Below are 24,195 nucleotides of genomic sequence, written 5' to 3'. Positions count from 1 at the left end.
CCGATCTCAGCCGATCTCAGCCGATCTCAGCCGATCTCAGCCGAAGCGGCGTACCAGCAGGCAGCCTGCCTGGAAGCGCGACGTGGCACCGAGTGCGGCGATCAACGCGCTGATCTCAGATCGGACGGTGCGCACCGAGACGCCCAGCTGTCGTGCGATGGCGGTGTCCTTGGCACCGGTGGCCATCAGCTCGCCGATTGCGAGCTGGCGGTGACTCAAGGCCGGTGGGCGGTCCAGCACACCGAGCTCATAGACCTGGCACACCCCTGCCGGAATGTGGTCATCTCTCTGCCCAGCCAAGACCAACTGCTCCATCGACATCACTTCTCCCCAGTAGTTGATCTGACGCTATCCAGCGTCACCGACCGATGACAGGCGGTTGACCGGCAGTTTCCAGGCAGTCAGGCGGTATCCGCGGATGCCTGCGGACCCGACTGGCCGTCGACCGGCAACTCGATGCTGCTGACGGCGTGCACCAGTCGTAGGGGTGGGACCAGGCCGGATTGGGCCAGGGCGTCCAGGGCGGCGAGTTCTTCGTCGTCGATGCGTAGTGAGGTCTGCTCGGGTGGCATGCCGAGCACCACGCTGACCACGCAGTCCTGGCAGCCAGGACCTCTCATCGCACACGCGTCGCAGTCGATCAGCACAACGTCCTCCAAGGTGGGGAAGCACCCGGACTTGCATCCGGCTGAGAAGGACGCTAAAGACACCCACCGACAGTTTTCCGCGAAGCACTCAGAGGAAGCGGCCACCGGGCAGGTACGGGACCGGTACGGGCAGGCCTCGTACGGGGGGACTTAGCCGCGGGCGATCCGGTTGATGAGGGTGGTCGCGGACAGTGCCCGGGCGCCCATCGTGACGGTGCTCTCGGCAAGTTCGCGGTCGGTCGAGACGACCACGACCGGCCGGCCCGGCGGTTCGGCGCGGACCAGTTGGCGGATCACCTCGTCGGCGATCACCCCGGCCGGACTGAACCGCACCCGGACGCCGCGCGGTGGATTCAGCTGCACCGGTCCGGACAGCTCGGCGCCGTCGAAGACCACCGTGACCTCGATCCGCCGCTGCGCGACCAGGGCGCCCAGCGCGGTGACGAGACGCTGGCGCTGGGAGTGCAGCGGGGTGCTCGGCCAGGCGGTCTTGGTGACGTTGTAGCCGTCGATGATCAGGTGCACCTGCGGCAGCGCGAGCAGCTCGTCGAAGAGCGCTGGGTCGTCGTCGGGCGCAGTACGGCCGACGGGCGCGGTCGTGGGCTCGATGCCGGCCACGGTGTCAGCCGGGCGGAGGTTTCCCCCGGGCGGCAGGGTCAGTTCGCGACGGAGTCCTCCCGCTGCTTCGACCAAGGTGTCCAGCAGCAGGCGGGTTCTGGTCGAGGCCAGTTCCTTTTCCTGTCCCGCAGTACGGCGGGCCGCGTGCTCGACCGCTTCGAGTTCGGTGACCCGGGCCCGGAGTTTGCGCACCTCTCGCTCCACCTCGGCGCGGGCCGCCTCGACCCGTTGGTCAGCGGTCGTCGCCTCGGTCGTGCGCAGTTCGAGATCGGTTTGCAGGCCGGCGATCCGCTGGCGCGCATCGTTGAGCTTGCGGCGCAGGGTGACGTTCTCGGCCTTCAACTCGGTGACCTGCTCGCGCAGGCGTTCGCGCACCTGGCGGGTCTCGGTCCGGGCCTGGTCGAGCTGGTCGTGCAGGCGCGTGACGGCGTCCTCGTCGACACCGGGCTTCTCCGGCGGCAACTGGGCCGCCTCGGCGACCCGCTGCTCCCAGTCGTCCGGCCTGAGCAGATAGGCGAGCGCCGCGACCTCGGTCGGCTCAGCGGCCGGTACTGCGAGTCCGTCGGCGACCGCATCGCCCAGTTCGGGATGGTTGCGGCGTACCTCGAAAGCGACCAGTTTGCGGAAGTGGTCGTCGGTCTCGAGGATCGGGCCGAGTACGGACGCCGAGAGCTTCGCGCGCTTGCCGGGCGCGAAACTGGCGAACCGCCGCAGCGGAGCCGGGATGTCTGTCGCGGGCATCTGCCCCAACGCCTGGGCGGCCAGGGTCAGAACCCGTTGCCGCACGGGTTCTGACAAGGTGGTGGCAGCGGAGCTCGCGGCGGTGCCTGCCTCAGCCACCGGTCCGCAGTCCGGTCGGAACGGCCCCCTGGCACAGCCAGTGATGCAGACCACAACGACCGGGCACGCGGCCCGGAATCGCGGTGATCGCTTGTGTACGCATGACTAGAGCGTAGTCGGTTCGCCCCCGTCAGCCACGCTGTTTGTCGCTGACGGTGCACCGAAGTGGCGTGTCCCGGGACGGAATGTCGGTGGCGGCTTCTAGCGTCTTCGGCATGAGCAGTCAAAGCTCGCCGATCCGCGGCGTCCAGCCGAGCTTCGACGACCTCGGTACGCCGTTGCGCGACGTCACCTTCTGCGTCGTCGACCTGGAGACGACCGGTGGGGCGCCGGGCGAGTCGGGCATCACCGAGATCGGCGCGGTCAAGGTCCGGGCCGGCGAGCTGGTCGCGGAGTTCCAGACCCTGGTCAATCCGGCCGAGCCGATTCCGCCGTTCATCGCCGTACTGACCGGGATCACCGACCGGATGGTCGCGTCGTCCCCGCGGATCGAGTCGGTACTGCCTGCCTTCCTGGAGTTCGCGCGGGGCTGCGTGCTGGTCGCACACAACGCGCCCTTCGACGTCGGCTTCCTCAAACACGACACCCAGGTGCACGGCTACGACTGGCCCGACTTCGCCGTCGTCGACACCGCGCAACTTGCCCGGCGAGTGCTGACGCCGGACGAGACGCCGAACTGCAAGCTAGGCACGCTCGCGAAGTTGTTCAGGACAACGGTCACCCCGAACCACCGTGCGTTGTCCGATGCGCGCGCGACCGTCGACGTACTGCACGGGTTGTTCGAGCGGGTCGGGTCGCTCGGTGTGCAGACGCTGGAGGATCTGCAGACGTTCTCCTCACGGGTGGCGCCGCAAGTACGGGCGAAGCGGCATCTGGCCGAGTCGTTGCCGCATGCACCTGGCGTGTACCTGTTCACGGACGACCGTGGCGAGGTCCTGTATGTCGGCAAGTCGAAGGATCTGCGCAACCGGGTCCGGTCGTACTTCACGGCGTCGGAGCAACGGACCCGGATCGGCGAGATGATCGGGATCGCTTCCGGCGTACGCGGGATCGAGTGCGGTACTGCGCTCGAGGCCGAGGTGCGCGAGTTGCGGCTGATCGCGGAGCACAAACCGCGGTACAACCGGCGCTCCAAGTTTCCCGAGCGGCAGCACTGGCTGAAGGTGACGGTCGAGCCGTTCCCGCGGCTGTCGCTGGTGAAGCAGGTGCGGGATGACGACGCGGGGTATCTCGGGCCGTTCAGCTCGCGGAAGACGGCCGAGCGGGCGATGGCGGCGCTGCATGAGGCGTTTCCCATTCGCCAGTGCACGGACCGGATGTCGCGGTCGCCCGCCGGTTCGCCTTGTGTGCTGGCCGAAATGGGCCGGTGTGTCGCGCCTTGCGACGGGCGGATCTCGGTCGAGTCGTATGCGCCGTTCGTGACCGGGTTGAGGGCGGCGCTGACGGATGATCCGGCGCCGGTGGTTGCTGCGCTCGATCGGCGGATCGATGTGTTGTCGGCAGATGAACGGTTTGAGGATGCTGCCGTGCAGCGGGATCGGTTGAGTGCTTTCGTCCGGAGCAGCGCGAAGATGCAGCGGATGGCCTCCGTCACCAGCTGTGCGGAGATCTGCGCGGCCCGGCGTACCGAGGACGGCGGCTGGGAGCTGCATGTGATCCGGCGCGGCCGGTTGGCGGCGGCCGGGATCAGCCCGCGGGGCACGGATCCCCGCAAGTACCTCGACATGCTCCGAGCCTCAGCCGAAACCGTCCTGCCGGGCATCGGGCCCGTCGCGTCAGCCTCGCCGGAAGAGATCGAGCTGGTACTGCGCTGGCTCGACTCCCCCGGCATCCGGCTGGTCGAGATGGACGGCACCTGGACCTGCCCGATCAGCGGCGCCGGGCGCCACGTGGCCCGTCTGGACAACTCTCACTCCGAGGCTCATCACCACCCGAGCGAGCGCCGCCGCCGGATGCGCCCGCTCAGCCCCACCGCCCGCTGACCCCACCCCCTGCAGAGCTGTCCACGCATCGATTGGGCGGATGGTCGATCGGTGCGTCATGGCAAAGTTGGGGGGTGACTGATCCGTTCCAGTTCTTCACGCCCTCGCACCGGCACGGTGGTCCCGGCTATCGGGCGCCCGACGACGCGATCGAGAGTTGGCAGAAGCTGGCCGAGGAGGTGCGGCGGGAACTGGAGCGGATGGGGTTCGCGGCTTCCGTAGTACCGGGTGGTGATCCGCAGGGGCTGCCGCCGGGCGCGCACGTCTGGGTGAACACGGTCGAACCGTTCGGGGTGACGATCGACTGGGATCCGCCGGTCACCGGCAGCCCGGAGTACGTCGAGAAAGTGCTGACCCAGGACGTGACGAGCGGGCTGTTCTCGTACGTGGTGAACGCCTCGGAGATCATCGTCCGGGCGCTGTGCGAGGTGCTCCGGGAGGCGGGGTTCCAGGTGCTGATCGACCACGCCGGCGGACGGACGTACAACTACCGGGTGCTGGCGGCTCCGCGGTTCCCCAAGTTCTGAACCGGCCCGGGAGGGCCGGGCACTATGCTTCAGCGCGGTAGGGGGCTGGTTTCGAGGAGAGGACGACATGGTCACCGCGATCGTGTTCATCAAGGCCGACGTCGCACGCATCCCGGAGGTCGCCGAGCAGGTGGCCGCGATCGAGGGCGTCAGCGAGGTGTACTCCGTGACCGGCGGGCTCGACCTGATCGCGATGATCCGGGTCGCCCACCACGACGACCTCGCCTCCGTCATCCCCGACCACGTCAACCGGGTGCCCGGCGTACTGAGCACGGAGACGCACATCGCGTTCCGGGCGTACTCGACCCACGACCTCGAGGCCGCCTTCAGCCTCGGCGAGGAATCCGGTTTCTGAGGTTCCCTGCTTTTTCGAGGGCAGAATTCCACGGTCTGACTGACACGCGCTGAAGTTACGGTGAACGCATGAGCAACCCTCCCGCCGGCTGGTATCCGGACCCCACCGGACAGCCCAACACCATCCGCTGGTGGAACGGGACGCAATGGACCAACCGCACCGACCAAGAAGCCCCCGCCCCCGACGCGGCTTCAACGGACGCCCCGGCCGCATCCACCCCGTCGGCAACCACCAACGCCTCACCTTCACCAGCCACCCCTGACCCCACAACCTCCCCGTCAGGCAGCACCACCTCCACCTCCGGCGGCACCGCTTCCCCGTCAGGCAGCACCCCCTCAACGCCCGGCGCCACCCCCGCCACGTCCAGCAGCATCGCCTCGACGTCGGATGGCACCGCCTCCGCCTCCGGAGCCGCCGCCCCCACATCGGGTGGCACGGCTCCGGCCTCCGGCGGCACCACCTCCGCGTCGAGCAGCACCGCATCGACGTCCGGCGCCGCCGCCTCCACGTCCGGTGGCCCCGCCGCCACGTCGGGTGGTACAGCCCCGGTCTCTGGCGACACGAGTTCCGGATCCGGTGTCGCGCCCTCGACGTCCGGCGCGACCGGCTTCTGGCCTGCCACTACCGAGGCCGCTTCCGGTGGTACAGATGCGGTTGCTTCGGATGCTGCTGTGAGTGGCTCGGCTGCGGCGCTGACTCCGGCGGAGAAGGCGAAGTCGACGTGGATGGCCCCCGTCGAGCTCCCGGACGCCGCGAACCACTGGACCCAGCGCCCGGTACCGGACAACGCGGAACCCATCACCCAGGAACAGTTCGAGGCCGACCCCACCCCCCAAACCGGCTGGACCCTCAAGCTGGCCCCCAACACCTCCACCCCGGAGCCGGCACCAACTCCCGACCCCGAACCCCAGTCCTGGTCCGCCACCAACTGGACCGAGCCCCCCACCGTCGCCCCGACGCCCAAGGACCCGGTACCAACCCCAGACACAGACACCACCCAGGAATTCACCACCAACACCTGGGCCGCGCAGTCCACCGACACCGAAGCAACCCAGGCCAACGCGTGGCCCCAACAAGGCGACGCCCAGACGACCCCGGTCATCCCCTGGAACCAACGGGGCAACTCAGAAACCACGCAGGCCGATCCCGAGGACCGCGGCCCCCAAGGTGAAGGTGCATGGGGCCAGGCACCTCAAAGCACAACCGACGGCTGGTCCCAGGCCGTACAGGCCCCCAACGACCAGACGCCAGCCGACGGCTGGTCGCAGCCTGCTCAGCCGGCCGACGAGCAAACTGCCGCCAACCCATGGGCTGCCGGCGACGACCTGGCCGCCTCCAACCAAACCTCCACCGGCCAACAGCCCGCCAACCACCAAACCACCCCCCAGCAGAACGGCACCGGCGGCTGGAACCAATCCGGCAGCCAGCACTCCAACGCTGCCGACTGGAACCAGGCCAACGGTCAGCAGGCCAACGCTGGCGGCTGGAACCAATCCGATGGTCAGCAGGCCAATGCTGGCGGGTGGAGCCAAGCCGGCAACCAGCAGACCGGTGCTGGTCCTTGGAGCCAGGCTGATGGCCAGCAGGCTGGTGCCGATGGCTGGGGCGCATCCAGCTCACCTCAGGCAGACGCTGAAGGCGCGGCCGACAGCAACACAAGCGACGCAGGCGCATCCGGCACACAACAAGCAGCAGCCGGCGGCTGGAACTCCCCCAGCACCCTGAACTCGGCCACCGAGGGCTGGGGCACTGGCCCACAGCAAACCGGCGCGGGCTCAGGCGTCCAGCAGACTGGTACGGAGGGCTGGGGCTCCGGTGGACAGCAGACCGGTGCAGGCGGCTGGGGTTCCGACGCCCAGCAGGCCGGTGACAACGGGTGGGGTTCCGTTGACCCGCTGGCCGGCGGTACCGAGAGTCCGGCTGCATCAGGCACCCAGCCAGCAAGCACCAACGGCTGGGGTTCCTCCGGAGCGCAAGAGGCTCAGGCTGACGGCTCTGCCTCCTCCAGCGCGCAGCAGGCAGGTACGAACGGCTGGGGTTCCCCCAGCACGCAGATGGCCGGTGCAGACGGCTCGGGTTCTTCGGGAGCGCGGCAGACAGGCGCTGCGGGTTGGGGATCTTCCGCAGCACAGGAGAACGGCGCTGCAGGTTGGGGCGAGTCCGGTACGCAGCAAGGCGACGCCGGCAGTTGGGGCCAGTCCGGTGCACAGCAAGGCGGTTCCGGTGGCTGGGGCGAGGCTGGGGCGCAGCAGGGTGGGTGGGGTGGATCTGTGGCGCCAGCAGGTGATGGTTGGGGAACTGGCGGTGTGCAGGAAGCTGAGGCGGGGCAGTGGGGTAGTTCTGCGGCGCAGCAGGTTAGTACTGACCAGTGGGGTAACTCGGTGGCTACCGAGCAGCAGGGTGGTGGTCCGTGGGGAGCTGCAGGGCAGCAGGGGGAAGCCTCGCCTTGGCAGGGGGATGATGGGCCTCCGGAGGAGGGGAAACGTAAGGGCAAAGGCAGCGGTGGAGGTGGCGGGGGTAGGACGCCGTTGATTGTGGGCGGGGCTATCTCGGTGGTGCTGCTTGTGGTGGCGGCGATCTTCCTGATCACCAACCAGGGCGACAAGAACGGCGCCGACCCGACCCCGCCGCCCACCGGCAGCGCGCCGACGAACGCCGGCGGCACCCCGGGGCAGTCGAAGAACCCCAAGCTTCACGAGGGCAACCGGATCACCTCCGACGCGATCTCGTTCCCGCGCCAGGGCAACGGCTGGTCCGATCGCAAGCGGCTGATCCCGCAGTTGCTGAACTCCAGCGGCCAGTACGTCACGCTGCAGGCGGACTTCGACGGCAGCAACGACTGGTACGCGGACATGTTCGTCGGCAAGCTCGGCAACAAGACGCCGTTCAGCGGCGACCCGAAGGCGACGGCGGCGGTACTGCTCGGACAGGTACATACCTGGAACTACGGCGACATCCCGGTCACGTACAAGGCCGTCGGAAACGGCGCGATCAAGCGTTCGGACAAGGCGGGCTGGTACTACCAGCAGACCGTCACGGCGAAGTCACCCAAGGTCAAGTCGGTACTCCTGCTGACGGTCGCGGTCTTCGACCTCGGCGACGGCACCGCGGTCGCCTACATCAGTGACATCCCCACCAACCGGCCGGATCTGAGGACCGCCGAGAGCCAGGTCTACAAGGGAATCAACGTTGGCTGAAAACGAACCACCCCGCCCCCCTGCCCGCCACAGCGCCCCGCCGCCCCCACCCCCTGCCGACGACCGCACCCTGCCGTCGGCAGCCCGCCCGGCTGACCGCACCACCCCACCGTCGGCGGATCTCACCAGCCCTCGCCCGTCCCAGGGCACCGCGCCATCGCCGGGCGACCCGGCCATCCCCCCACACGACCCGTCCCCCACGGACTACTGGTTCGCCGGCGCAGAACCTTCACCCACCGCCCCAGACCACTCGCCCTCCGCCGACGGCCACGACCGCCTTCGACACCCCGATCACCGTGCCGGTACTGACCAAGCCCCGTTGTCGTCCGGTGGTTCGGGCCCGTTGTCGTCGGCTGGTCCAGATGTGTTGTCGGCCGGTGGTCCAGACGGACTGGAGGCGGCGGACCCGCTACTAGGCCAGTCCCGCGCACCTGCCCCACCACCCCCACAACCACGCCGCGCACCGGCGCCAACCCAGCCACACCCACAGGCCCGTACGGCGGCAGCGCCACCCACCACCCCGACCCCGAGCACCCCCCATCACCAACCAGCTCCGCCGCAGACGCAACACCCATACCCGGAACAGCAGACCGCTTCGCCGCAGGCGCCATACCCGCGCCAACAGACGGCTCCGCCGCAAGCACAGCACCAACCCCAGGGCCAGCAGACCTCTCCGATGCAAGCGCAGCAGCCGCTCCCTGGACAACAGACCGCTTCGCCGCACGCACAGCAGCCGCTCCCTGGACAACAGACCGCTTCGCCGCACGCACAGCGGCCGCTCCCTGGACAACAGACCGCTTCGCCGCAGGCGCAGCACCCGCTCCCCGGGCAACAGGCGGCTCCGCCGCAGGCGCAGCGTGTGGTTCCGGGGCAGCGGACGGCTCCGCAGGACTCGTTCCCGGGAGACCAGGCCGCTTACGGCGGACGCTCGGTTGGTGAGGCTTACGGCGGTTATCCGGCTGGGCCGGTAGGTCAGGGTGCCGCTGGAGCTCCGGCAGGTATGGGTCCAGGAACACCGCCCGCCGGTGGCCAGCCGCGATCAGGTGCGCCTCAGCCAGGTACGGGTCAGGCAGGTGCCGGGCAAGGAGGTTCGCCTCGGCCGGGTACAGGCCAGGTCGGTCAGCCTCAGGTCGGTATGGGACAAGCTGGTTCGCCGCAGTCGGGTGGGACCGGTCAAGGGCAGCAGCAGAGGCAATGGTTTGGGGAGCCGGGAGCTTCGGCTTCGCAGGTTCGGCCGGCTTCTGAGTCGGGGCGGCCTCCGGCGGCGTACGGACCGGCCGGTCAGCCGGGGCAGGGTGGGTATGTCGCGCACGGTCAGCCAGGGCAGCAGGGTGGGCCGGTAGGTCCGCAGGGGCCGTACGGGCCGCGGGGATCAGTGGGTCCGCAGGAGCCGTACGGTCCGCAGGGTCCGTACCGGCCGCAGGGACCTGTGGGACCGGCGGCGGACGGGCCGGGTGGTTGGCAGGCGCAGGCTATGGGGGCTGGGCAGGAGGCACCGTTCGGTGGGCCCCCAGCGGGCGGGCCGCCGGCGGGTGGTTCGGCTGTGGGGCCGCGGTTGCCGGGGGCCAGTGGTTCGCCGGTGGGTGGGGATGAGGGGTACGGGATTGTTGATGGTCAGCGTGGTGGAGGTGGTGGACGGAACGGGCGGTTGATCGGGGTTGTGGGACTGGTTGTGGGAGCCCTCGTGGTGACCGGGGTGAGTGTCAACTGGATTTGGGACAAGGCTGATGCGGTCTCGCCGGTTTCCTTGCCTTCGGCCAAGAAGGAGCCGCTGGTTACCGTCAGTCCGTCGGCGATTCCCACGACGCCGCCTCCGCCAGAGGGGCGGGTGCTCGGGTCCAACATCGTTGCCTTCAACAAGGACACCATGCCGTTGATGGGGTCTGCGTGGGAGGACAACGGGAGTGGCGAGACCGTCGGGCTGCTCGGTGGGGCGGCGACCTGGCTCACCGTGCACGACAAGTACGACGGCAAGAACGCGAGATGGGGCAACTACGTCGCCTTCGGTGGGCTCAACCCGAAGATCAAGTTCACGAGTACGCCGGCAGGTCTGAAGGAAGCGACCGTCCAGGCGGCCAGTGCGGCGATCGTCAAGCTGTACGACCCGAACGTGAAGCTGATCGGCAAGGCGACCCACACGCCGATCACGGTCGACGGGCATCCCGGTCATGAGCTGACCATCAAGGTGGAGGTGAAGGTGCCGAAGCTGAAGGAGACCTACTCCAACATCATGGCCGCGGTGATCGACCGCGGCGACGGTACCGCCGACTTCGTGATCGCGGACATCGCCGGCAGCACGCCGACCTGGATCCCGATCTGGCGCGCCAAGGTGCAGGAGATCAAGATCGGCGGCTGAAGACCGAAGGAGCCCGCCGACCCAAGAAGAACGGGTCGGCGGGCTCCTTCAAGAAGACAGATCAGGAACGGACAGAAGCGCAGGCGTCGATCCAGCGATCGAGCACGTTCTTCGCCTCGCCGGAGTCGATCGCCTCGGCCGCGCGGTCCATCCCCGAGCGGATCCGCGCCACCAACGGACCGGTACTTCCCTCATGCGCCGCCAACGCCGCCCCGGCGTTCAGCAGTACGACGTCCCGCACCGGCCCCGTCTCGCCATCGAACAAGGCCCGCGCGACCTTCGCGTTGTACGTCGCATCAGCACCCCGCAACGCCTCGATCGGCGCCGGCGCGATCCCGAGTTCACGTGGATCCAACGTCTCCGGTCCCTCAACGACTCCACGCCCGACCGCCCACACCTGCGACGTCGTCCGCGTGGTCAGCTCATCGAGCCCGTCATCGCCATGGAACACCAACGCGTCGATCCCCCGCCGCGCCAGCACGCCGGCCATCAGCCCGGCAACCCGCCCGTCCCCCACACCGACGGCCTGCGCCGACGGATTACCCGGGTTGGCCAACGGCCCAAGGATGTTGAAGGTCGTCGGCACCCCGAGCTCACGACGCGGTACCGACGCATGCCGCAGCGCCGGGTGGAAGGCCGGAGCGAAGCAGAACGTGATCCCCGCCCGCTCCCCCACGGCCTCAACCTGCGCAGCGGTCAGATCGAGCGGGATCCCCAGCTCCTCGAGCACATCCGCCGACCCACAAGCCGACGACGCCGCCCGGTTGCCATGCTTCAGGATCTTCGCCCCGGCACCGGCCGCGACGATCGCCGACATCGTGGAGATGTTCACAGTGTGGGCTTGATCACCGCCGGTACCGACGACATCGAGCGTTCGCCCCGGTACGTCGATGCGCGTAGCGAACTCGCGCATCGTGGCGACCATGCCCTCAACCTCGCTCACCGTCTCGCCCTTGGAGCGCAACGCGATCACGAACCCGGCCAGCTGGGCCGGTGTAGCCGAGCCGGACAGGATCTGCTCCATCGCCCATGCGGTCGCGGAAGCGTCGAGGTCCTCGTGCCGCAGCAACGGGTTGAGCACCTGCGGCCAGGTCAGCGCACGCCCGCCAGGCGTAGTACCGGCGGGGGAATCCTGCGGGGCGGACACGGCGCCGGGATCAGGTGGTCGCGGGCAGCTTGGCGACCCGCTCCCGGAGGAGCCCGGCGGTCGCCTCGGCCAGCCGGACCGGGTCGATCGGGTGCGAGACGGCAGCCTCCGCACGCGACCAGGTCGCCAGCCACGCGTCCTGTGGGCGGCCGATCAGCACCAGGATCGGCGGGCACTGGAAGATCTCGTCCTTGAGCTGGCGGGCGATCCCCATCCCACCGGCGGGAACCGACTCGCCGTCGAGGATGGCCAGGTCGATGCCGCCCTTGTCCATCAGCTTGATCACGGCCGGCTCGGTCGCGCACTCGAAGTACTCGAGCTCGGGCAGATCAGCGGCGGGCCGCTTGCCCAGGGACAGCCGGACGGACTCCCGGGCGCTGCGGTCGTCGCTGTAGACCAGCACCTTCAGCGGACGCTCTGAACTCATCGATTCATCCCAAGCTGTCGTCTGTTACCAACGGACCCATATCGAACACGGGGAATGCTACCGGGGAGCCTGGTCGGCTCTGCGGGCCTGTTCCTCCAACCGGTCCAACCGGCGGTCCTCACGCTTGGCCTCACGCTGGGACTGGCGTACCCACTGGACGAACAACACCCCGAAGAAGACCAGCCCGACGATGTCGCCGGAGCCCCACAGCAGACCGCCGGCGATGTACTGGTCGCGCAGCGGCGACGGCGGCCAGGAGCGGCCGAAGCTCGTGTACCAGTCCTCCGCGATCAGTTTGTTCGCGGACATGATCGTGATCCCCAGGAACGCGTGGAACGGCAGCGTCAGGAACGTCAGCAGCAGCCGGAACGGGTAGATCACCCGGCCGGGGACCGGATCGAGGCCCAGCAGCGGCCAGAAGAACAACGAACCGACAACGATGAAGTGGACGTGCAGGAGGTCGTGCAGGCCGGTCGACCGCAGCGTCGCGTCGTACCAGCCGCTGAAGTAGAGCGCCCAGGGGCTCAGGACGAACAGGACGAAGCCCACGAGGGGGAAGCAGAGCACCTTGGCGACGTGGGAATGCAATACGGAGAGCAACCATCCGCGGGGCCGCTGCGGAAGGGTGCGCAGGGCAAGCGTCACCGGCGCGCCGAGCGCCATCGCCAGCGGGGTGAGCATCGACAGGATCATGTGCTGAGCCATGTGCACGCTGATCAGCACCGTGTCGTACGTGCCCAGCGCCGACTGGGTGGCGATCACGGCGCTGCCGAGACCGAGGCCGACGAAGGAGAACGTCCGGCCCTTCGACCACTTGTCGCCGCGGGCCTTGAGCCGGTGGACGCCGTACAGATAGAGGGCGCCGACGACCACGATCACGCTGAGTAGCACCGGCTCGAAGGTCCAGGCGGTCAGCAGCCGGAGCGCGGTGAACGGCTCGATCTGGTCGCCTGGTCCGGCATGGAGGGGAAGCACCTGTCAACAGTAGAAACAACAAGTGGGCGACATGCATGGGGGTGGGCGTGCCGTCGGATACCTCGACCGACATAATGACGCCGTGGCCACTGCAACCGCGCTCCCAGCGTCTCGTGAACACGGACACCACGACCGTCCCAGCATGGTCAGTGTCGGCACGATCGTCTGGCTCTCGAGCGAACTGATGTTCTTCGCCGCCCTGTTCGCGGCGTACTTCACGATCCGGTCGGTGACGACCGCTGCCGCGGCACAGGGGGTGGCATCGCTGTGGGACACCTCCACCGCGATGCTGAACGTCCCGTTCGCGGCCGTGAACACGACGATCCTGGTGCTGTCGTCGGTGACCTGCCAGCTGGGCGTGTTCGCCGCCGAGCACGGCAAGGTCGGCCGGACCGGCTCGGTCGCCAACGTGCGCTCCTGGGGCATGCGCGAGTGGTTCATCCTCACCTACCTGATGGGCGCGGTGTTCATCGCCGGCCAGGTGACGGAGTACGCGAAGCTGGTCCACGAGGGCGTGACGATCTCGTCGTCGCCGTACGGATCGGTCTTCTACCTGACCACCGGGTTCCACGGCCTGCACGTGACCGGCGGTCTCATCGCTTTCGTGTTCGTCCTCGCCAGGACGTACATGGCTCGTAAGTTCACCCACGAACAGGCCGTCTCGGCGATCGTCGTGTCCTACTACTGGCACTTCGTCGACGTGGTCTGGATCGCCCTGTTCGCGACCATCTACCTGCTCAAATGAGTGAGAAGAGACTTTCCTTGTCACCGGCGCGCTTCCTCTCCGCGCGACGACGGCACCGGTCAGCCGGCCTCGTCGTGCTCCTGTTCGGCCTCCTGGCGGTGGGCTCCGCGTACGCCGCGTTCGCCCCTGACAACGCGGTGGCGGACAACTCGGCCCAGTCCCAGCAGATCGAAGAGGGCAAGAAGCTCTTCGCGGTCGGCTGTGCGAGCTGCCACGGTCTGAACGCCGAAGGCGGTGGCAACGGTGAGGGCAAGTTCGCCGGACCCTCGCTGATCGGTGTCGGCGCGGCCGCGGTCGACTTCCAGGTCGGTACCGGCCGGATGCCCGCGATGCAGCCCGGCGCGCAGATCCCGCGCAAGACCCCGGCGTACACCCCGGCCGAGATCGAGGCGCTCGCGGCGTACGTCGCCAGCCTCGCCCCCGGCCCGGCGGTACCGGCCGAGGAGTCGTACGACATCAGCAAGGTCACCGACGAGCAGGTCACCCGCGGTGGCGAGCTGTTCCGGACCAACTGCACGGCGTGCCACAACTTCGCCGGCAAGGGCGGCGCGCTGCCGAACGGCCGCTACGCCCCGTCGCTGATGAACGTCGACCCCAAGCACATCTACGAGGCCATGCTGACCGGCCCGCAGCAGATGCCGGTCTTCTCCGACCAGGTCCTGCAGCCGGACGACAAGCGTGACGTGATCGCGTACCTGAAGGCGCTGCAGGAGCAGAAGGACCCGGGTGGCTTCGGTCTCGGCCGGCTCGGCCCGGTCTCCGAGGGTCTGTGGGGCTGGCTGGTCGGTATCGGCCTGCTGGTCGGCGTGGCGGTCTGGATCGGCGCCAAGGGCGTCAAGGCCAAGGGAGTGAAGGCCGAATGAACGAGCGAAGCGAGATCATCATCAAGCAGAGCAGTGTTCGCTCATTTGCGCCCGGAGCGAAGCGAGGACGCAATGAGTGACGAAAAGGCCAACCTCCCCGCGGTGAGCGGGGAGGGGCACGACAGCCAGGTCGTCCTGGCAGAGCCGATCCCGGACCCGGGTATCGAGCCGCACGAACTGCGCATCACCGACGTCGACCCGAAGGCGGCCGACCGGGTCGAGCGTCAGGTCTCGACGATGTTCGGCCTGGCCGGACTGCTCTTCCTGGGTTCCTGCGTCGCGTACTTCGCGATCCCGCGCGACTCGACGCTGCAGTTCGGGCCGCTGTCGGGCAACGCGAACAACCTCACCCTCGGCCTCTGCCTCGGCGTGGGACTGTTCCTGATCGGCGCCGGCGCGATCCAGTGGGCCAAGAAGCTGATGGTCGACACCGAGATCGCCGAGGACCGGCACGACGCGCACTCCACGCCGCAGCAGAAGGCCGAGATCATGGAGGCCTTCCAGGTCGGCACCGCCGAGTCGGGCTTCACCCGGCGCAAGCTGATCCGCCGGTCGCTGCTCGCCTCGATGGGCCTGCTCGGGCTGCCGGCCATCGTGTTCCTGCGCGACCTGGGCCCGCTGCCCGGCCGTAACCTCTACACGACCATCTGGGCCAAGGGCATCCGGGTCGTCAATGACGTCACGCTCCGCCCGATCAAGCCGTCCGACCTGATCGTCGGCCAGCTGGTCAACGCGGCGCCGGCCAACCTCGCTCCGATCGAGGAGGAGAGCGCGGTCGAGTACCAGAACGAGAAGGCCAAGGCCGCCGTGATCGTGGTCCGGATCAAGCCGGAGGAGATCCGGACGCCGGCCGGCCGGGAGAACTGGGGCATCGACGGCATCCTGTGCTACTCCAAGATCTGCACCCACGTGGGCTGCCCGATCTCCCTGTACGAGCAGACCACGCACCACGTGCTCTGCCCGTGCCACCAGTCGACGTTCGACCTGGCCGACGGCGCCAAGGTCGTCTTCGGCCCCGCCGCCCGCCCGCTGCCGCAGCTACCATTGGCCGTGGATTCAGAGGGCTATCTCGTCGCGCAGAGCGGCTTCAACGAGCCGGTCGGCGCGAGCTTCTGGGAACGAGGGTGACAACCGTGTCTGACAAAGACTTTCCGCCTCCGGTCAAGTGGGTCGACGACCGGCTGGGCATCGGGAAGATCGGCAAGAAGAACCTGCGCAAGGTCTTCCCCGACCACTGGTCCTTCATGCTCGGCGAGATCGCGCTCTACAGCTTCATCATCCTGCTGCTGACCGGTGTCTTCCTGACCTTCTGGTTCAAGCCGTCGATGGCCGACGTCACGTACCAGGGTTCGTACAGCCTGCTCAAGGGCCTGCACATGTCGGAGGCCTACGCCTCCACCCTGGACATCTCGTTCGACATCCGCGGCGGTCTGCTGATGCGGCAGATCCACCACTGGGCGGCGGTTCTGTTCGTCGCCTCGATGATGGTCCACCTGCTCCGCATCTTCTTCACCGGCGCGTTCCGCAAGCCGCGTGAGCTGAACTGGGTGATCGGCTTCGGGATGCTGTTCCTAGGCATCATCGAGGGCTTCATCGGGTACGGCCTGCCGGACGATCTGCTGTCCGGTACCGGTCTGCGGATCACCCAGGGCATGATCCAGGCGTCGCCGATCATCGGCTCGTACCTGACCTTCTTCATCTTCGGTGGCGAGTTCCCCGGCGACGAGTTCGTCTCCCGGTTCTTCACCGTGCACGTGCTGCTGATCCCGGGCCTGATCCTCGCCCTCGTGACGGCCCACCTGTTCCTGGTCGTCTACCACAAGCACACGCAGTACCCAGGTCCTGGCCGGACCGAGAAGAACGTCGTCGGCTACCCGCTGATGCCGGTCTACATGGCCAAGGCCGGCGGCTTCTTCTTCGTCGTCTTCGGCATCACCGCCCTGATGGGCGCGCTGCTGCAGATCAACCCGGTCTGGCTGTACGGTCCGTACAACCCGGCCGAGGTGACCGCAGGCTCCCAGCCCGACTGGTACATGGGCTGGCTGGAGGGCTCCGTGCGGCTGATGCCGGGATTCGAGTCCCATTTCTGGGGCATCACGCTCAGCTGGAACCTGCTGATACCGGCGCTGATCATCCCGCCGGCGTTCGTCACCCTGGTCGCCCTGTATCCGTTCATCGAAGGCTGGATCACCGGCGACAAGCGCGAACACCACCTGCTGGACCGGCCGCGCAACATGCCGACCCGGACCGGGATCGGCGCCGCGTTCATCACGTTCTACGGCCTGCTCTGGATCGGCGGTGGCAACGACCTGATCGCCACCCACTTCGGGGTCTCGCTCAACAACGTGACCTGGTTCCTGCGGTTCGCGGTCTTCCTCGGCCCGGTGCTCGCGTTCTGGGCCACCCGGCGGATCGCGATCTCGCTCCAGCGCGCCGACAACGACCGGCTGCTGCACGGCCTCGAGTCCGGCATCATCGTCCGGACACCCGAGGGCTCGTACTACGAGAAGCACACCCCGATCTCGAACTACGAGGCGTACGAGCTCACCGCCCGCGAGCGGCTGCTCCCGCTGGACATCGGCCCGGAGACGGACGACAACGGCGTACGGGCTCCGAAGCGGGCGCTCAACAAGGTCCGGGCCCGGTTGTCGAAGTTCTACTTCGCCGACGCGGTCCAGAAGCCGACGGCCGCCGAGATCGAGGAAGCCCACGCGCACGGTCACCACGACGAGCACGAGGCGGTAGAGGGCGCGACCGGCACGGTGGAGCTCGACGAGGGCACTGCCCACGAGGTCACGCGCCACTGATCACCAGCTCCATCCAGAAAGCCCCGGCTTCGGCCGGGGCTTTTCTGTGTCTCCGGGTGTCAGGGCGGTTCGTGATCGTGGGCGGCATGAAGAGATCACAGAGCAGGTTCTTGCGGCGGATAGCGACGGCTGGGCCGGCGGCTGGACTCCTGGCCGGGTTGGCGGCTCCAGGGGCGGCAGCGGCCCGTACAAGCCCGTCTGCGGCATCATCCGCACTAGCCTGCCGGCACGGACCGTCCGGAGCTCCAGGCCGTGGTGGACGCCGGGTTCAGCGGGATTCAGCTACGGGTGCATGACCAGGACGGTGACTGGGTCGGCAGTGCCGGCGTACGGAGGTTGGGCGACGACGCCAAGCCGCCGACCGACGGGCAGTTCTGGGTGGGCAGCTCGTGCCTGAGCCACTGCTGGCGCAGATGCGCACCACGTACGGAACGCTCGGCTATGGCTTCGGCCTCTTCGTCCACGATCTCGGCCCCTCGTGCGGTGGGACCGTCTACCAGCACAACGGCAGCCCGCCTGGCGGCTACGGAGCTCTCTCATGTACAGCAACGCCGACGGCACTCGCACGATGACCGCCTCGGTGACCACAGGCGACGCGCCCATCGACGTAGCCACCGCATTCGGCAAGGCTCTCCCAAGCTCCTGACCGCCGTCTTCTGCGACAACGCCTAGCCAAGCTCAGGCAGACGCCGACAGCTCCGAGCTCCGCGAGGCAAGACCGCTCAGACGTCGTCGAGTATCGCGGAGCTCGGCCTGCCGGGCATCAAGCCGCCCGGCCAGAGACTCGAGCTCAGCTGTTAGCCGAGGGCACAGCTCCAGAGTCGTTCCGTGCTCGCCAGTACGAGCGCACTCGAGGTACTGCCGGATGGTCGCCGTCCCCAGCCCAGCGGCGATCATCGCCTTGATCTGAGCCACCCGGATGACGTCGGCCTCCGCGTAGTTGCGGTAGCCGTTGGTGTCGCGCTCCGGCACCAGCAGCTCCTGGTCCTCGTAATGCCTGAGCGCCCGTGCGCTCACTCCGGTCACCTCAGCCAGCTCACCGATCAGCACCTGCCGCCTCCCCCTCGTCGACTTGACCTTCACGCTGACGTGAAGCCATACCGTCCTGCGTCATGACACCAGGTACAACTCACCGACGCGCCTCCATCATCCACGGCTACGGCGCAACCCCCGAAGACCACTGGTTCCCCTGGCTCGCCGAACAACTGGAGGCCCACGGAATCCCCACCACAGTCCCCCGCCTCCCAAACCCACTCCACCCCGACCCCACCCAATGGTCAGCAGCCGTCCGTACTGCCGTAGGCACCCCCGACCAGAACTCACTCATAGTCGCCCACAGCCTCGGCTGCCTAACGGTCCTCCGCCACCTAGCCTCACTCCGCACCCCTTGGCGGCTAGGCACCCTGATCCTGGTATCCGGCTTCGTAGACCCGCTACCCGCCATCCCAGACCTAGGCCCCTACATAGCCGACGGCTCTCCCCTGGACGACATCAGCGCGAAGATCAACCACCTGACAATCCTCCGCTCAGACGCCGACCCCTACGTCCCTCCACCCCACACCGACCACCTGGCCGCCCTTCTCAACACAACCCCCACAGTCATCCCCGCTGCCGGCCACTTCCTCACCACAGACGGCTTCACCACCCTCCCCCAAGCCCTCCGCCCCCTCCACATCCAACCCCCAGCCACGCAGCAACGGGCGCTGGCACGGAGGTAATTGGAAGCCGGCGCGGGTGCAACGCCGGAGCGGACACTGGCGTCGGCGCGGAGGTGAATGGGAGCCGGCCCCGGTGCAACGCCGGAGCGGACGCTGGCGTCGGCGCGGGGGTGATTGGGAGCCGGCCCCGGTGCGACACCGGAGCGGACGCTGGCGTTGGCGCGGGGGTGATTGGGAGCCGACCCGGGTGCGACACCGGAGCGGGGTGCTGCACGGGCCGCTGGCGCTGGGCGCTGGCTCGAGGCGTTGGCACGAGCGCTGGCGCGGTGCGTGCGGCGCTGGCGTGGGGAATGCCGTGCGTCGGGCGGGTCGGGTGCGTCGGTCCCGGGTCGTAGGAGCAGCTTGGGGGATCTGCGGGTGCCGGCCAGGTGGGTGTCTTCGCGCGACGGACGAGCGGCTTTCACGGGCGGGTGGGAGCTGGCGGCCGTAGGGAGCGAGCGTAGGCGCTGGCGTGGGGAATGCCGTCGCACGCAAAACAGCAGCCGACCGGAAGTACCGGTCGGCTGCTGTCGAAAGACTTCAGGCTAGGGCTGAGCCTGCTTTGTACTGGGCGTAGGTTTCGTTCCAGTCGGTCCAGCCGTTGCCCTTTTCCATGTGGCGGGTGGTGCCGGTGACTACGACCGGGTCGCCGCGGAGGGTTTGGCCGAAGTACCACTGGGCGTCTTTGAGGCTCATGCCGACGCAGCCGTGGCTGACGTTCTCGCTGCCCTGGGCGCCGCCGGACCAGGGGGCGCCGTGGATGAACTCGCCGGAGCTGGTCACCCGCTGGGCCCACTGGACGTTGCTGATGTTGTAGTAGTTCGGGTCGCCGGGCTTGATGCCGATGGTGGCGGCGTCCATCCGCTTGGTCTTGAACTTCTCCATGATGACCTTGACGCCGCTGCGGGTGGTGAAGCCGTCCTTGCCCGCGGTGATCGGGATGGTCCGGGCCAGCTTGCCGTTGATCGCGACCGTCATCGTGTGCTTCTTGACGTTGACGGTGGTGACGACCGACTTGCCGATGGTGAAGCTGATCTTGCGGTTCGCGTTGCCCCAGATGCTGCCGCCGGCGTTGACGCCCTGGGTCTTGATGTCGACCGTGACCTTGGTGCCGGCCGGCCAGTACGTCTTCGGGCGGTAGTTGACCTGCTTGCTGTTCTGCCACGACCAGGAGCCCTCGACCGGGACCGAGGTGGTCACCTTCAGGCGCTTCTCGACCGCGGCCTTGTCCTTGACCGGGTTGTTCCAGAAGATCTGGATCGGCATCGCGACGCCGACGGTCTCTCCGTCGAGCGGGGCGACCGAGGCCTTCAGCTTGCCGCCGGCCGGGGTCAGCGTCTTGAAGGTCGAGCTGATCGGGATGGAGGCGCCGTCGGTGCCCTTGGCCGAGCCGGACAGCGTGTACTTCGCGCCCGGCTTGAGCCCGGGCTCGGCGGTCCACACGGTCTTGTCAGCGTTCAGGCTGCCGTCGATCTCGTTGCCGTCGGAGTCCTTCAGCGTGATGCCGGACAGTTCACCGCCGGTACTCGTCACGCTGACCGCCTGGTCGGGCTTGACCGCGGAGGCACCCTTCGCCGGGACGATCTGGACGTTCGCCGCGGCCGGATCGCTCGACGGCGTGCTGCTCGAGCCTGGCGTCGACGGGCCACCGGTGGGGTTCGTGCTGCCCTGTGTGTTCCCCGCGGACGGCGCCGGATCGCCCGCCTTCGTGTCGCTGCAGGCGGTGCCGACCAGCAGCATCGCGCAGATCCCCGCCACGGCAAGACCGTGCTTACGGACCGTACTACTCAACACCCTGAGCTCCCCTGAGATAACGTTCAGCCGCCACGCGAAGCCTAACTCGCCGAACGGTCATAACCACGCACTGCATACGTCACCAGTACGGCGGAGCCCCCACGGCCCGCTGTACTGGTGACGTCCGGCAAGCCGGAAAAGTTTACGACTTGAGCAGTTAGTGAGCGTGATCACCGCGGTAGTACTCGAAGACCCAGCCACTCAGGGTGACGATGCCGATGCCGGCGCCGACGATGAACAGCCACCAGCCGAAGACCAGCCCGAGCACGATCACCGAGACCGTGCCGGCGCACCACAGCGGCCACCAGGAGTACGGCGGGAAGAAGCCCAGCTCACCGGCTCCCTCGACGATCTCGGCTTCCTTGCGGTCCTCCGGCCGGGCGTCCATCCGGCGGCCGGTGATGGTCAGGTAGAACGCGACCAGCAGGGACAGGAAGAACGTCATCACCAGCGCGGTGGTGCCGGTGGGGTCCTCGGACATGATCCAGTAGATCGGCGTCACGATCAGGACGAACACCGTCAGGATGCCGAAGACCCAGGCCTCCGCCTTCATGCCTTACCCTCTCCGTCCGCGCCGTCGCCGGCCGCGATGTTGCGTTCCAGGTTCTCGACCCGGCCCTGGTCCTCGCCGGCGTCCAGCAGGTTGTCCCGCCCGGCACCGCTGTCCGGGTACTCCGCCATGGCGATCTCCGGGTGGTGGAGGTCGAAAGCGGGGCTCTCGGACCGGATCCGGGGCAGGCTGACGAAGTTGTGCCGCGGCGGCGGGGAACTGGTCGCCCACTCCAGCGAGCGGCCCCAGCCCCACGGGTCGTCGACACCGACCAGCGGCGACTTGCGCGACTTGTAGACGTTGTAGAAGAACGGCAGCATCGACAGGCCGAGAATGAAGGCGCCGACGCTGGAGACCTCGTTCAGCGTGGTGAAGCCCTCGTTCGCCCCGTACGACGCGTAGCGCCGCGGCATGCCCTCGACACCCAGCCAGTGCTGCACCAGGAAGGTCGTGTGGAAGCCGATGAACAGCAGCCAGAAGTGCAGCTTGCCGAGCTTCTCGTCGAGCATCCGGCCGGTCATCTTGGGCCACCAGAAGTAGAAGCCCGCGAACATCGCGAACACCACCGTGCCGAAGACGACGTAGTGGAAGTGCGCGACCACGAAGTACGAGTCGGACAGCTGGTAGTCCAGCGCCGGCGACGCCAGGATGACGCCGGTCAGGCCGCCGAACAGGAAGGTGGTGAGGAAGCCGACCGACCACAGCATCGGGGTGTCGAAGGACACCGAGCCGCCCCACATGGTGCCGATCCAGTTGAAGAACTTCACCCCGGTGGGCACCGCGATCAAAAATGTCATGAACGAGAAGAACGGTAGGTTCACCGCCCCGGTGACGAACATGTGGTGTGCCCACACCGCCACCGAGAGGACCGCGATCCACAGCGTCGCGCCGACCAGGCCGATGTAGCCGAAGACGGGCTTGCGGCTGAAGACCGGCAGGATCTCGGTGATGATGCCGAAGAACGGCAGCGCGATGATGTAGACCTCGGGATGCCCGAAGAACCAGAACAGATGTTGCCACAGCAGTGGCCCGCCATTGGCCGCGTCGAAGACGTGAGCCCCCAAGGCCCGATCCGCCTCCAGCATCAGCAGCGCGCCGGCCAGGATCGGGAAGGCGATCAGAACCAGGATCGACGTCACCAGGATGTTCCAGGTGAAGATCGGCATCCGGAACATCGTCATACCGGGGGCGCGCATCGTGATGATCGTGGTGACGAAGTTGACCGCACCCAGGATGGTGCCCAGACCGGCCATCCACAGACCCATGATCCACAGGTCACCACCGACACCCGGCGAGCGGACCGCGTTCGACAGCGGCGCGTAGGCGAACCAGCCGAAGTCGGCCGCACCGCCCGGCGTGAAGAAGCCGCTGATCGTGATCAGGCCGCCGAACAGGAACAGCCAGAAGCTGAACATGTTCAGCCGCGGGAACGCGACATCGGGAGCGCCGATCTGGACCGGCATGATCACGTTCGCGAAGCCGACGAACAGCGGGGTGGCGAACAGCAGCAGCATGATCGTGCCGTGCATGGTGAAGAGCTGGTTGTAGACCTCTTCGTTGACGATCTGCAGACCCGGCTTGGCCAGCTCGGCCCGGATCAGCAGCGCCATCACGCCACCGATCAGGAAGAACGCGAACGACGTGATCAGGTACAGATGCCCGATCAGCTTGTGGTCGGTGGTGGTCAGCCACTTGACCGCGATCTGGCCCTTGCTGCGCCGCCTGGGCAGCGCGGTCGCCGCACCGATGGCGCCTGTGCGCTCGGCGAAGTCGGTCACTTCTCGCCCTCCTGCTCACCGTGGCCGGGAATGGTCGTCGCGTCCTGACCGCCGGTCGCCGCCCCGGTCTGGCCCTTCGCGGCCAGCTCCTTGAGGTGCGCCTGGTACTCGTCCGCGGTGACCACCTTGACGGTGAAGATCATCCGGCTGTGGTAGAGGCCGCACAGCTCCGCGCACTTGCCCGCGAAGGTGCCGGTCTTGGTCGGGGTCAGCTCGAGCTTGTTGGTACGGCCCGGGATGACGTCGAGCTTGAAGTAGAAGGCCGGCACCCAGAACGAGTGGATGACGTCCGGCGAGGTCAGGTCGAAGTGCACCGACTCGTTCACCGGCAGCCACAGCGTCGCGGGGTTGTCCAGCGTGCCGGTCTCCCAGACGCCTTCCTGCCCGTCGACGGTGTCCTTGTAGTTGAAGGTCCACTGCCACTGCTGGCCGACCACGTTGATCGTGTGGGACGGGTTGTCCGACATGTGCGTGATCTTGTTGCCGTGCTCCACGGTGTAGAAGAACAGCACACCGATGATCGCGAACGGCGCCAGCGTGTAGAGCACCTCGAGCGGCAGGTTGTAGCGCGTCTGCCGCGGGGCGTCCTCGTTGCGCCGGCGGAACCGGACCGAGGCGTACAGGATCAGGCCCCAGGTGAGGACACCGATGATCAGGGCGGCGATCCAGGCGCCGATCCAGAGGCTCTTCATCGCCTCGGTGCGGTCGGACGCGCCCGGGGGCAGACCGAGCCGTTTCCACTGCTCGGTGGTCTCCGACGAGCAGCCGGTCAGCACCAACGTGCCGACCGCTACTGACGTCGCCACCAGCAAGCGTCGCTTCGCCGGACGTACCGCGGCGCGGGCCCTCTTCAGACCTGCTGCGCGCACCACTCCGGGCGTGCCGTTCGA

General features: G+C 67.9%; 22 protein-coding genes. 10 read left to right on the top strand and 12 right to left on the bottom strand.

Annotated features, from left to right (window positions below; genetic code table 11):
- Positions 1–36: 36 nt before the first annotated feature.
- From AB0M15_RS13410 to AB0M15_RS13400, 3 genes are all read right to left on the bottom strand, one after another.
- On the bottom strand, positions 37–321 hold the full coding sequence (locus AB0M15_RS13410) for a helix-turn-helix transcriptional regulator (RefSeq protein WP_363817255.1): 285 nt from the start codon (positions 319–321) through the stop codon (positions 37–39).
- Between the two features lie 80 nt (positions 322–401).
- Positions 402–647, bottom strand: coding sequence for a hypothetical protein (locus AB0M15_RS13405; protein ID WP_363817252.1), 246 nt, complete (start codon positions 645–647; stop codon positions 402–404).
- A 150-nt stretch (positions 648–797) separates the two neighbouring features.
- Positions 798–2,051 (bottom strand): NYN domain-containing protein, encoded by a 1,254-nt coding sequence (locus AB0M15_RS13400; protein WP_363817250.1) that lies wholly within the window; start codon positions 2,049–2,051, stop codon positions 798–800.
- A gap of 269 nt (positions 2,052–2,320) precedes the next feature.
- Here AB0M15_RS13400 and AB0M15_RS13395 point away from each other — a divergent pair, with 269 nt between their 5' ends.
- The 5 genes from AB0M15_RS13395 to AB0M15_RS13375 all read left to right on the top strand — a co-directional run bounded on the left by AB0M15_RS13395 (position 2,321) and on the right by AB0M15_RS13375 (position 10,522).
- On the top strand, positions 2,321–4,087 hold the full coding sequence (locus AB0M15_RS13395; RefSeq protein WP_363817247.1) for a DEDD exonuclease domain-containing protein: 1,767 nt from the start codon (positions 2,321–2,323) through the stop codon (positions 4,085–4,087).
- Positions 4,088–4,161: 74 nt separating this feature from the next.
- Positions 4,162–4,614, top strand: coding sequence for a hypothetical protein (locus AB0M15_RS13390; RefSeq protein ID WP_363817245.1), 453 nt, complete (start codon positions 4,162–4,164; stop codon positions 4,612–4,614).
- 67 nt (positions 4,615–4,681) lie between these two features.
- Positions 4,682–4,969, top strand: a complete 288-nt coding sequence (locus tag AB0M15_RS13385; RefSeq protein ID WP_343980764.1) for an Lrp/AsnC ligand binding domain-containing protein — start codon at positions 4,682–4,684, stop codon at positions 4,967–4,969.
- A 68-nt stretch (positions 4,970–5,037) separates the two neighbouring features.
- Positions 5,038–8,166 carry a DUF2510 domain-containing protein gene (locus AB0M15_RS13380; protein ID WP_363817242.1) on the top strand — a complete coding sequence of 1,043 codons (3,129 nt, stop codon included), beginning with the start codon at positions 5,038–5,040 and terminating at the stop codon, positions 8,164–8,166.
- Positions 8,167–9,862: 1,696 nt separating this feature from the next.
- Positions 9,863–10,522, top strand: a complete 660-nt coding sequence (locus AB0M15_RS13375; RefSeq protein WP_363817239.1) for a hypothetical protein — start codon at positions 9,863–9,865, stop codon at positions 10,520–10,522.
- A gap of 61 nt (positions 10,523–10,583) precedes the next feature.
- On the opposite strand, the gene trpD is transcribed toward AB0M15_RS13375, so the two are convergent.
- The 3 genes from trpD to AB0M15_RS13360 are packed head-to-tail and all read right to left on the bottom strand — an operon-like array spanning position 10,584 to position 13,071.
- On the bottom strand, positions 10,584–11,669 hold the full coding sequence (gene trpD / locus AB0M15_RS13370; RefSeq protein ID WP_363817236.1) for an anthranilate phosphoribosyltransferase: 1,086 nt from the start codon (positions 11,667–11,669) through the stop codon (positions 10,584–10,586).
- Positions 11,670–11,679: 10 nt separating this feature from the next.
- Positions 11,680–12,096 carry a hypothetical protein gene (locus AB0M15_RS13365; protein ID WP_363817234.1) on the bottom strand — a complete coding sequence of 139 codons (417 nt, stop codon included), beginning with the start codon at positions 12,094–12,096 and terminating at the stop codon, positions 11,680–11,682.
- A 57-nt stretch (positions 12,097–12,153) separates the two neighbouring features.
- On the bottom strand, positions 12,154–13,071 hold the full coding sequence (locus tag AB0M15_RS13360; protein ID WP_363817231.1) for a cytochrome c oxidase assembly protein: 918 nt from the start codon (positions 13,069–13,071) through the stop codon (positions 12,154–12,156).
- 82 nt (positions 13,072–13,153) lie between these two features.
- On the opposite strand from AB0M15_RS13360, the gene AB0M15_RS13355 reads away from it, so the two are divergent.
- From AB0M15_RS13355 to AB0M15_RS13340, 4 genes are all read left to right on the top strand, one after another.
- Positions 13,154–13,816, top strand: a complete 663-nt coding sequence (locus tag AB0M15_RS13355; RefSeq protein ID WP_363817228.1) for a heme-copper oxidase subunit III — start codon at positions 13,154–13,156, stop codon at positions 13,814–13,816.
- On the top strand, positions 13,813–14,679 hold the full coding sequence (locus tag AB0M15_RS13350; protein ID WP_363817225.1) for a c-type cytochrome: 867 nt from the start codon (positions 13,813–13,815) through the stop codon (positions 14,677–14,679). Before AB0M15_RS13355 ends, AB0M15_RS13350 begins: the two co-directional genes overlap by 4 nt.
- 72 nt (positions 14,680–14,751) lie before the next feature.
- Complete coding sequence (locus AB0M15_RS13345; RefSeq protein ID WP_363817222.1) at positions 14,752–15,807, top strand: Rieske 2Fe-2S domain-containing protein; 1,056 nt, start codon at positions 14,752–14,754, stop codon at positions 15,805–15,807.
- Positions 15,804–17,486, top strand: coding sequence for a ubiquinol-cytochrome c reductase cytochrome b subunit (locus tag AB0M15_RS13340; protein WP_363817220.1), 1,683 nt, complete (start codon positions 15,804–15,806; stop codon positions 17,484–17,486). Before AB0M15_RS13345 ends, AB0M15_RS13340 begins: the two co-directional genes overlap by 4 nt.
- A gap of 278 nt (positions 17,487–17,764) precedes the next feature.
- Here AB0M15_RS13340 and AB0M15_RS13335 read toward each other — a convergent pair whose 3' ends face one another.
- Positions 17,765–17,950 (bottom strand): hypothetical protein, encoded by a 186-nt coding sequence (locus AB0M15_RS13335; protein ID WP_363817218.1) that lies wholly within the window; start codon positions 17,948–17,950, stop codon positions 17,765–17,767.
- A gap of 214 nt (positions 17,951–18,164) precedes the next feature.
- Positions 18,165–18,536, bottom strand: coding sequence for a MerR family transcriptional regulator (locus tag AB0M15_RS13330; RefSeq protein WP_363817217.1), 372 nt, complete (start codon positions 18,534–18,536; stop codon positions 18,165–18,167).
- Between the two features lie 62 nt (positions 18,537–18,598).
- Between AB0M15_RS13330 and AB0M15_RS13325 the strand changes: the two genes are divergently transcribed.
- Positions 18,599–19,204 carry an alpha/beta hydrolase gene (locus tag AB0M15_RS13325; RefSeq protein ID WP_363817215.1) on the top strand — a complete coding sequence of 202 codons (606 nt, stop codon included), beginning with the start codon at positions 18,599–18,601 and terminating at the stop codon, positions 19,202–19,204.
- A 519-nt stretch (positions 19,205–19,723) separates the two neighbouring features.
- Here the strand turns inward: AB0M15_RS13325 and AB0M15_RS13320 are convergent.
- The 4 genes from AB0M15_RS13320 to coxB form a co-directional block, all read right to left on the bottom strand.
- Complete coding sequence (locus AB0M15_RS13320; RefSeq protein WP_363817213.1) at positions 19,724–20,977, bottom strand: Ig-like domain-containing protein; 1,254 nt, start codon at positions 20,975–20,977, stop codon at positions 19,724–19,726.
- A 157-nt stretch (positions 20,978–21,134) separates the two neighbouring features.
- Positions 21,135–21,530: a cytochrome c oxidase subunit 4 gene (locus AB0M15_RS13315; RefSeq protein ID WP_343980806.1), complete on the bottom strand. Its 396-nt coding sequence runs from the start codon at positions 21,528–21,530 to the stop codon at positions 21,135–21,137.
- On the bottom strand, positions 21,527–23,275 hold the full coding sequence (gene ctaD, locus AB0M15_RS13310; protein ID WP_363818430.1) for a cytochrome c oxidase subunit I: 1,749 nt from the start codon (positions 23,273–23,275) through the stop codon (positions 21,527–21,529). Before ctaD ends, AB0M15_RS13315 begins: the two co-directional genes overlap by 4 nt.
- Before the next feature lie 26 nt (positions 23,276–23,301).
- Positions 23,302–24,111, bottom strand: coding sequence for a cytochrome c oxidase subunit II (gene coxB, locus AB0M15_RS13305; RefSeq protein WP_363817211.1), 810 nt, complete (start codon positions 24,109–24,111; stop codon positions 23,302–23,304).
- Positions 24,112–24,195 lie beyond the last annotated feature (84 nt).

Origin of the sequence: Kribbella sp. NPDC051718 (assembly GCF_040681515.1) — a bacterium.
Classification (GTDB): domain Bacteria; phylum Actinomycetota; class Actinomycetes; order Propionibacteriales; family Kribbellaceae; genus Kribbella.
The sequence above is the reverse complement of the archived record's forward strand: the minus strand, read 5'-3'. Positions and strand labels throughout refer to the sequence as shown.

Excerpts from the sequence above, each read along its gene's own strand:
- AB0M15_RS13410 (WP_363817255.1), bottom strand. The coding sequence starts at position 321 with ATGTCGATGGAGCAGTTGGTCTTGGCTGGGCAGAGAGATGACCACATT.
- AB0M15_RS13365 (WP_363817234.1), bottom strand. The coding sequence starts at position 12,096 with ATGAGTTCAGAGCGTCCGCTGAAGGTGCTGGTCTACAGCGACGACCGC.
- AB0M15_RS13325 (WP_363817215.1), top strand. The coding sequence starts at position 18,599 with ATGACACCAGGTACAACTCACCGACGCGCCTCCATCATCCACGGCTAC.
- AB0M15_RS13380 (WP_363817242.1), top strand. The coding sequence starts at position 5,038 with ATGAGCAACCCTCCCGCCGGCTGGTATCCGGACCCCACCGGACAGCCC.
- AB0M15_RS13345 (WP_363817222.1), top strand. The coding sequence starts at position 14,752 with ATGAGTGACGAAAAGGCCAACCTCCCCGCGGTGAGCGGGGAGGGGCAC.
- AB0M15_RS13315 (WP_343980806.1), bottom strand. The coding sequence starts at position 21,530 with ATGAAGGCGGAGGCCTGGGTCTTCGGCATCCTGACGGTGTTCGTCCTG.
- AB0M15_RS13395 (WP_363817247.1), top strand. The coding sequence starts at position 2,321 with ATGAGCAGTCAAAGCTCGCCGATCCGCGGCGTCCAGCCGAGCTTCGAC.
- AB0M15_RS13385 (WP_343980764.1), top strand. The coding sequence starts at position 4,682 with ATGGTCACCGCGATCGTGTTCATCAAGGCCGACGTCGCACGCATCCCG.
- AB0M15_RS13350 (WP_363817225.1), top strand. The coding sequence starts at position 13,813 with ATGAGTGAGAAGAGACTTTCCTTGTCACCGGCGCGCTTCCTCTCCGCG.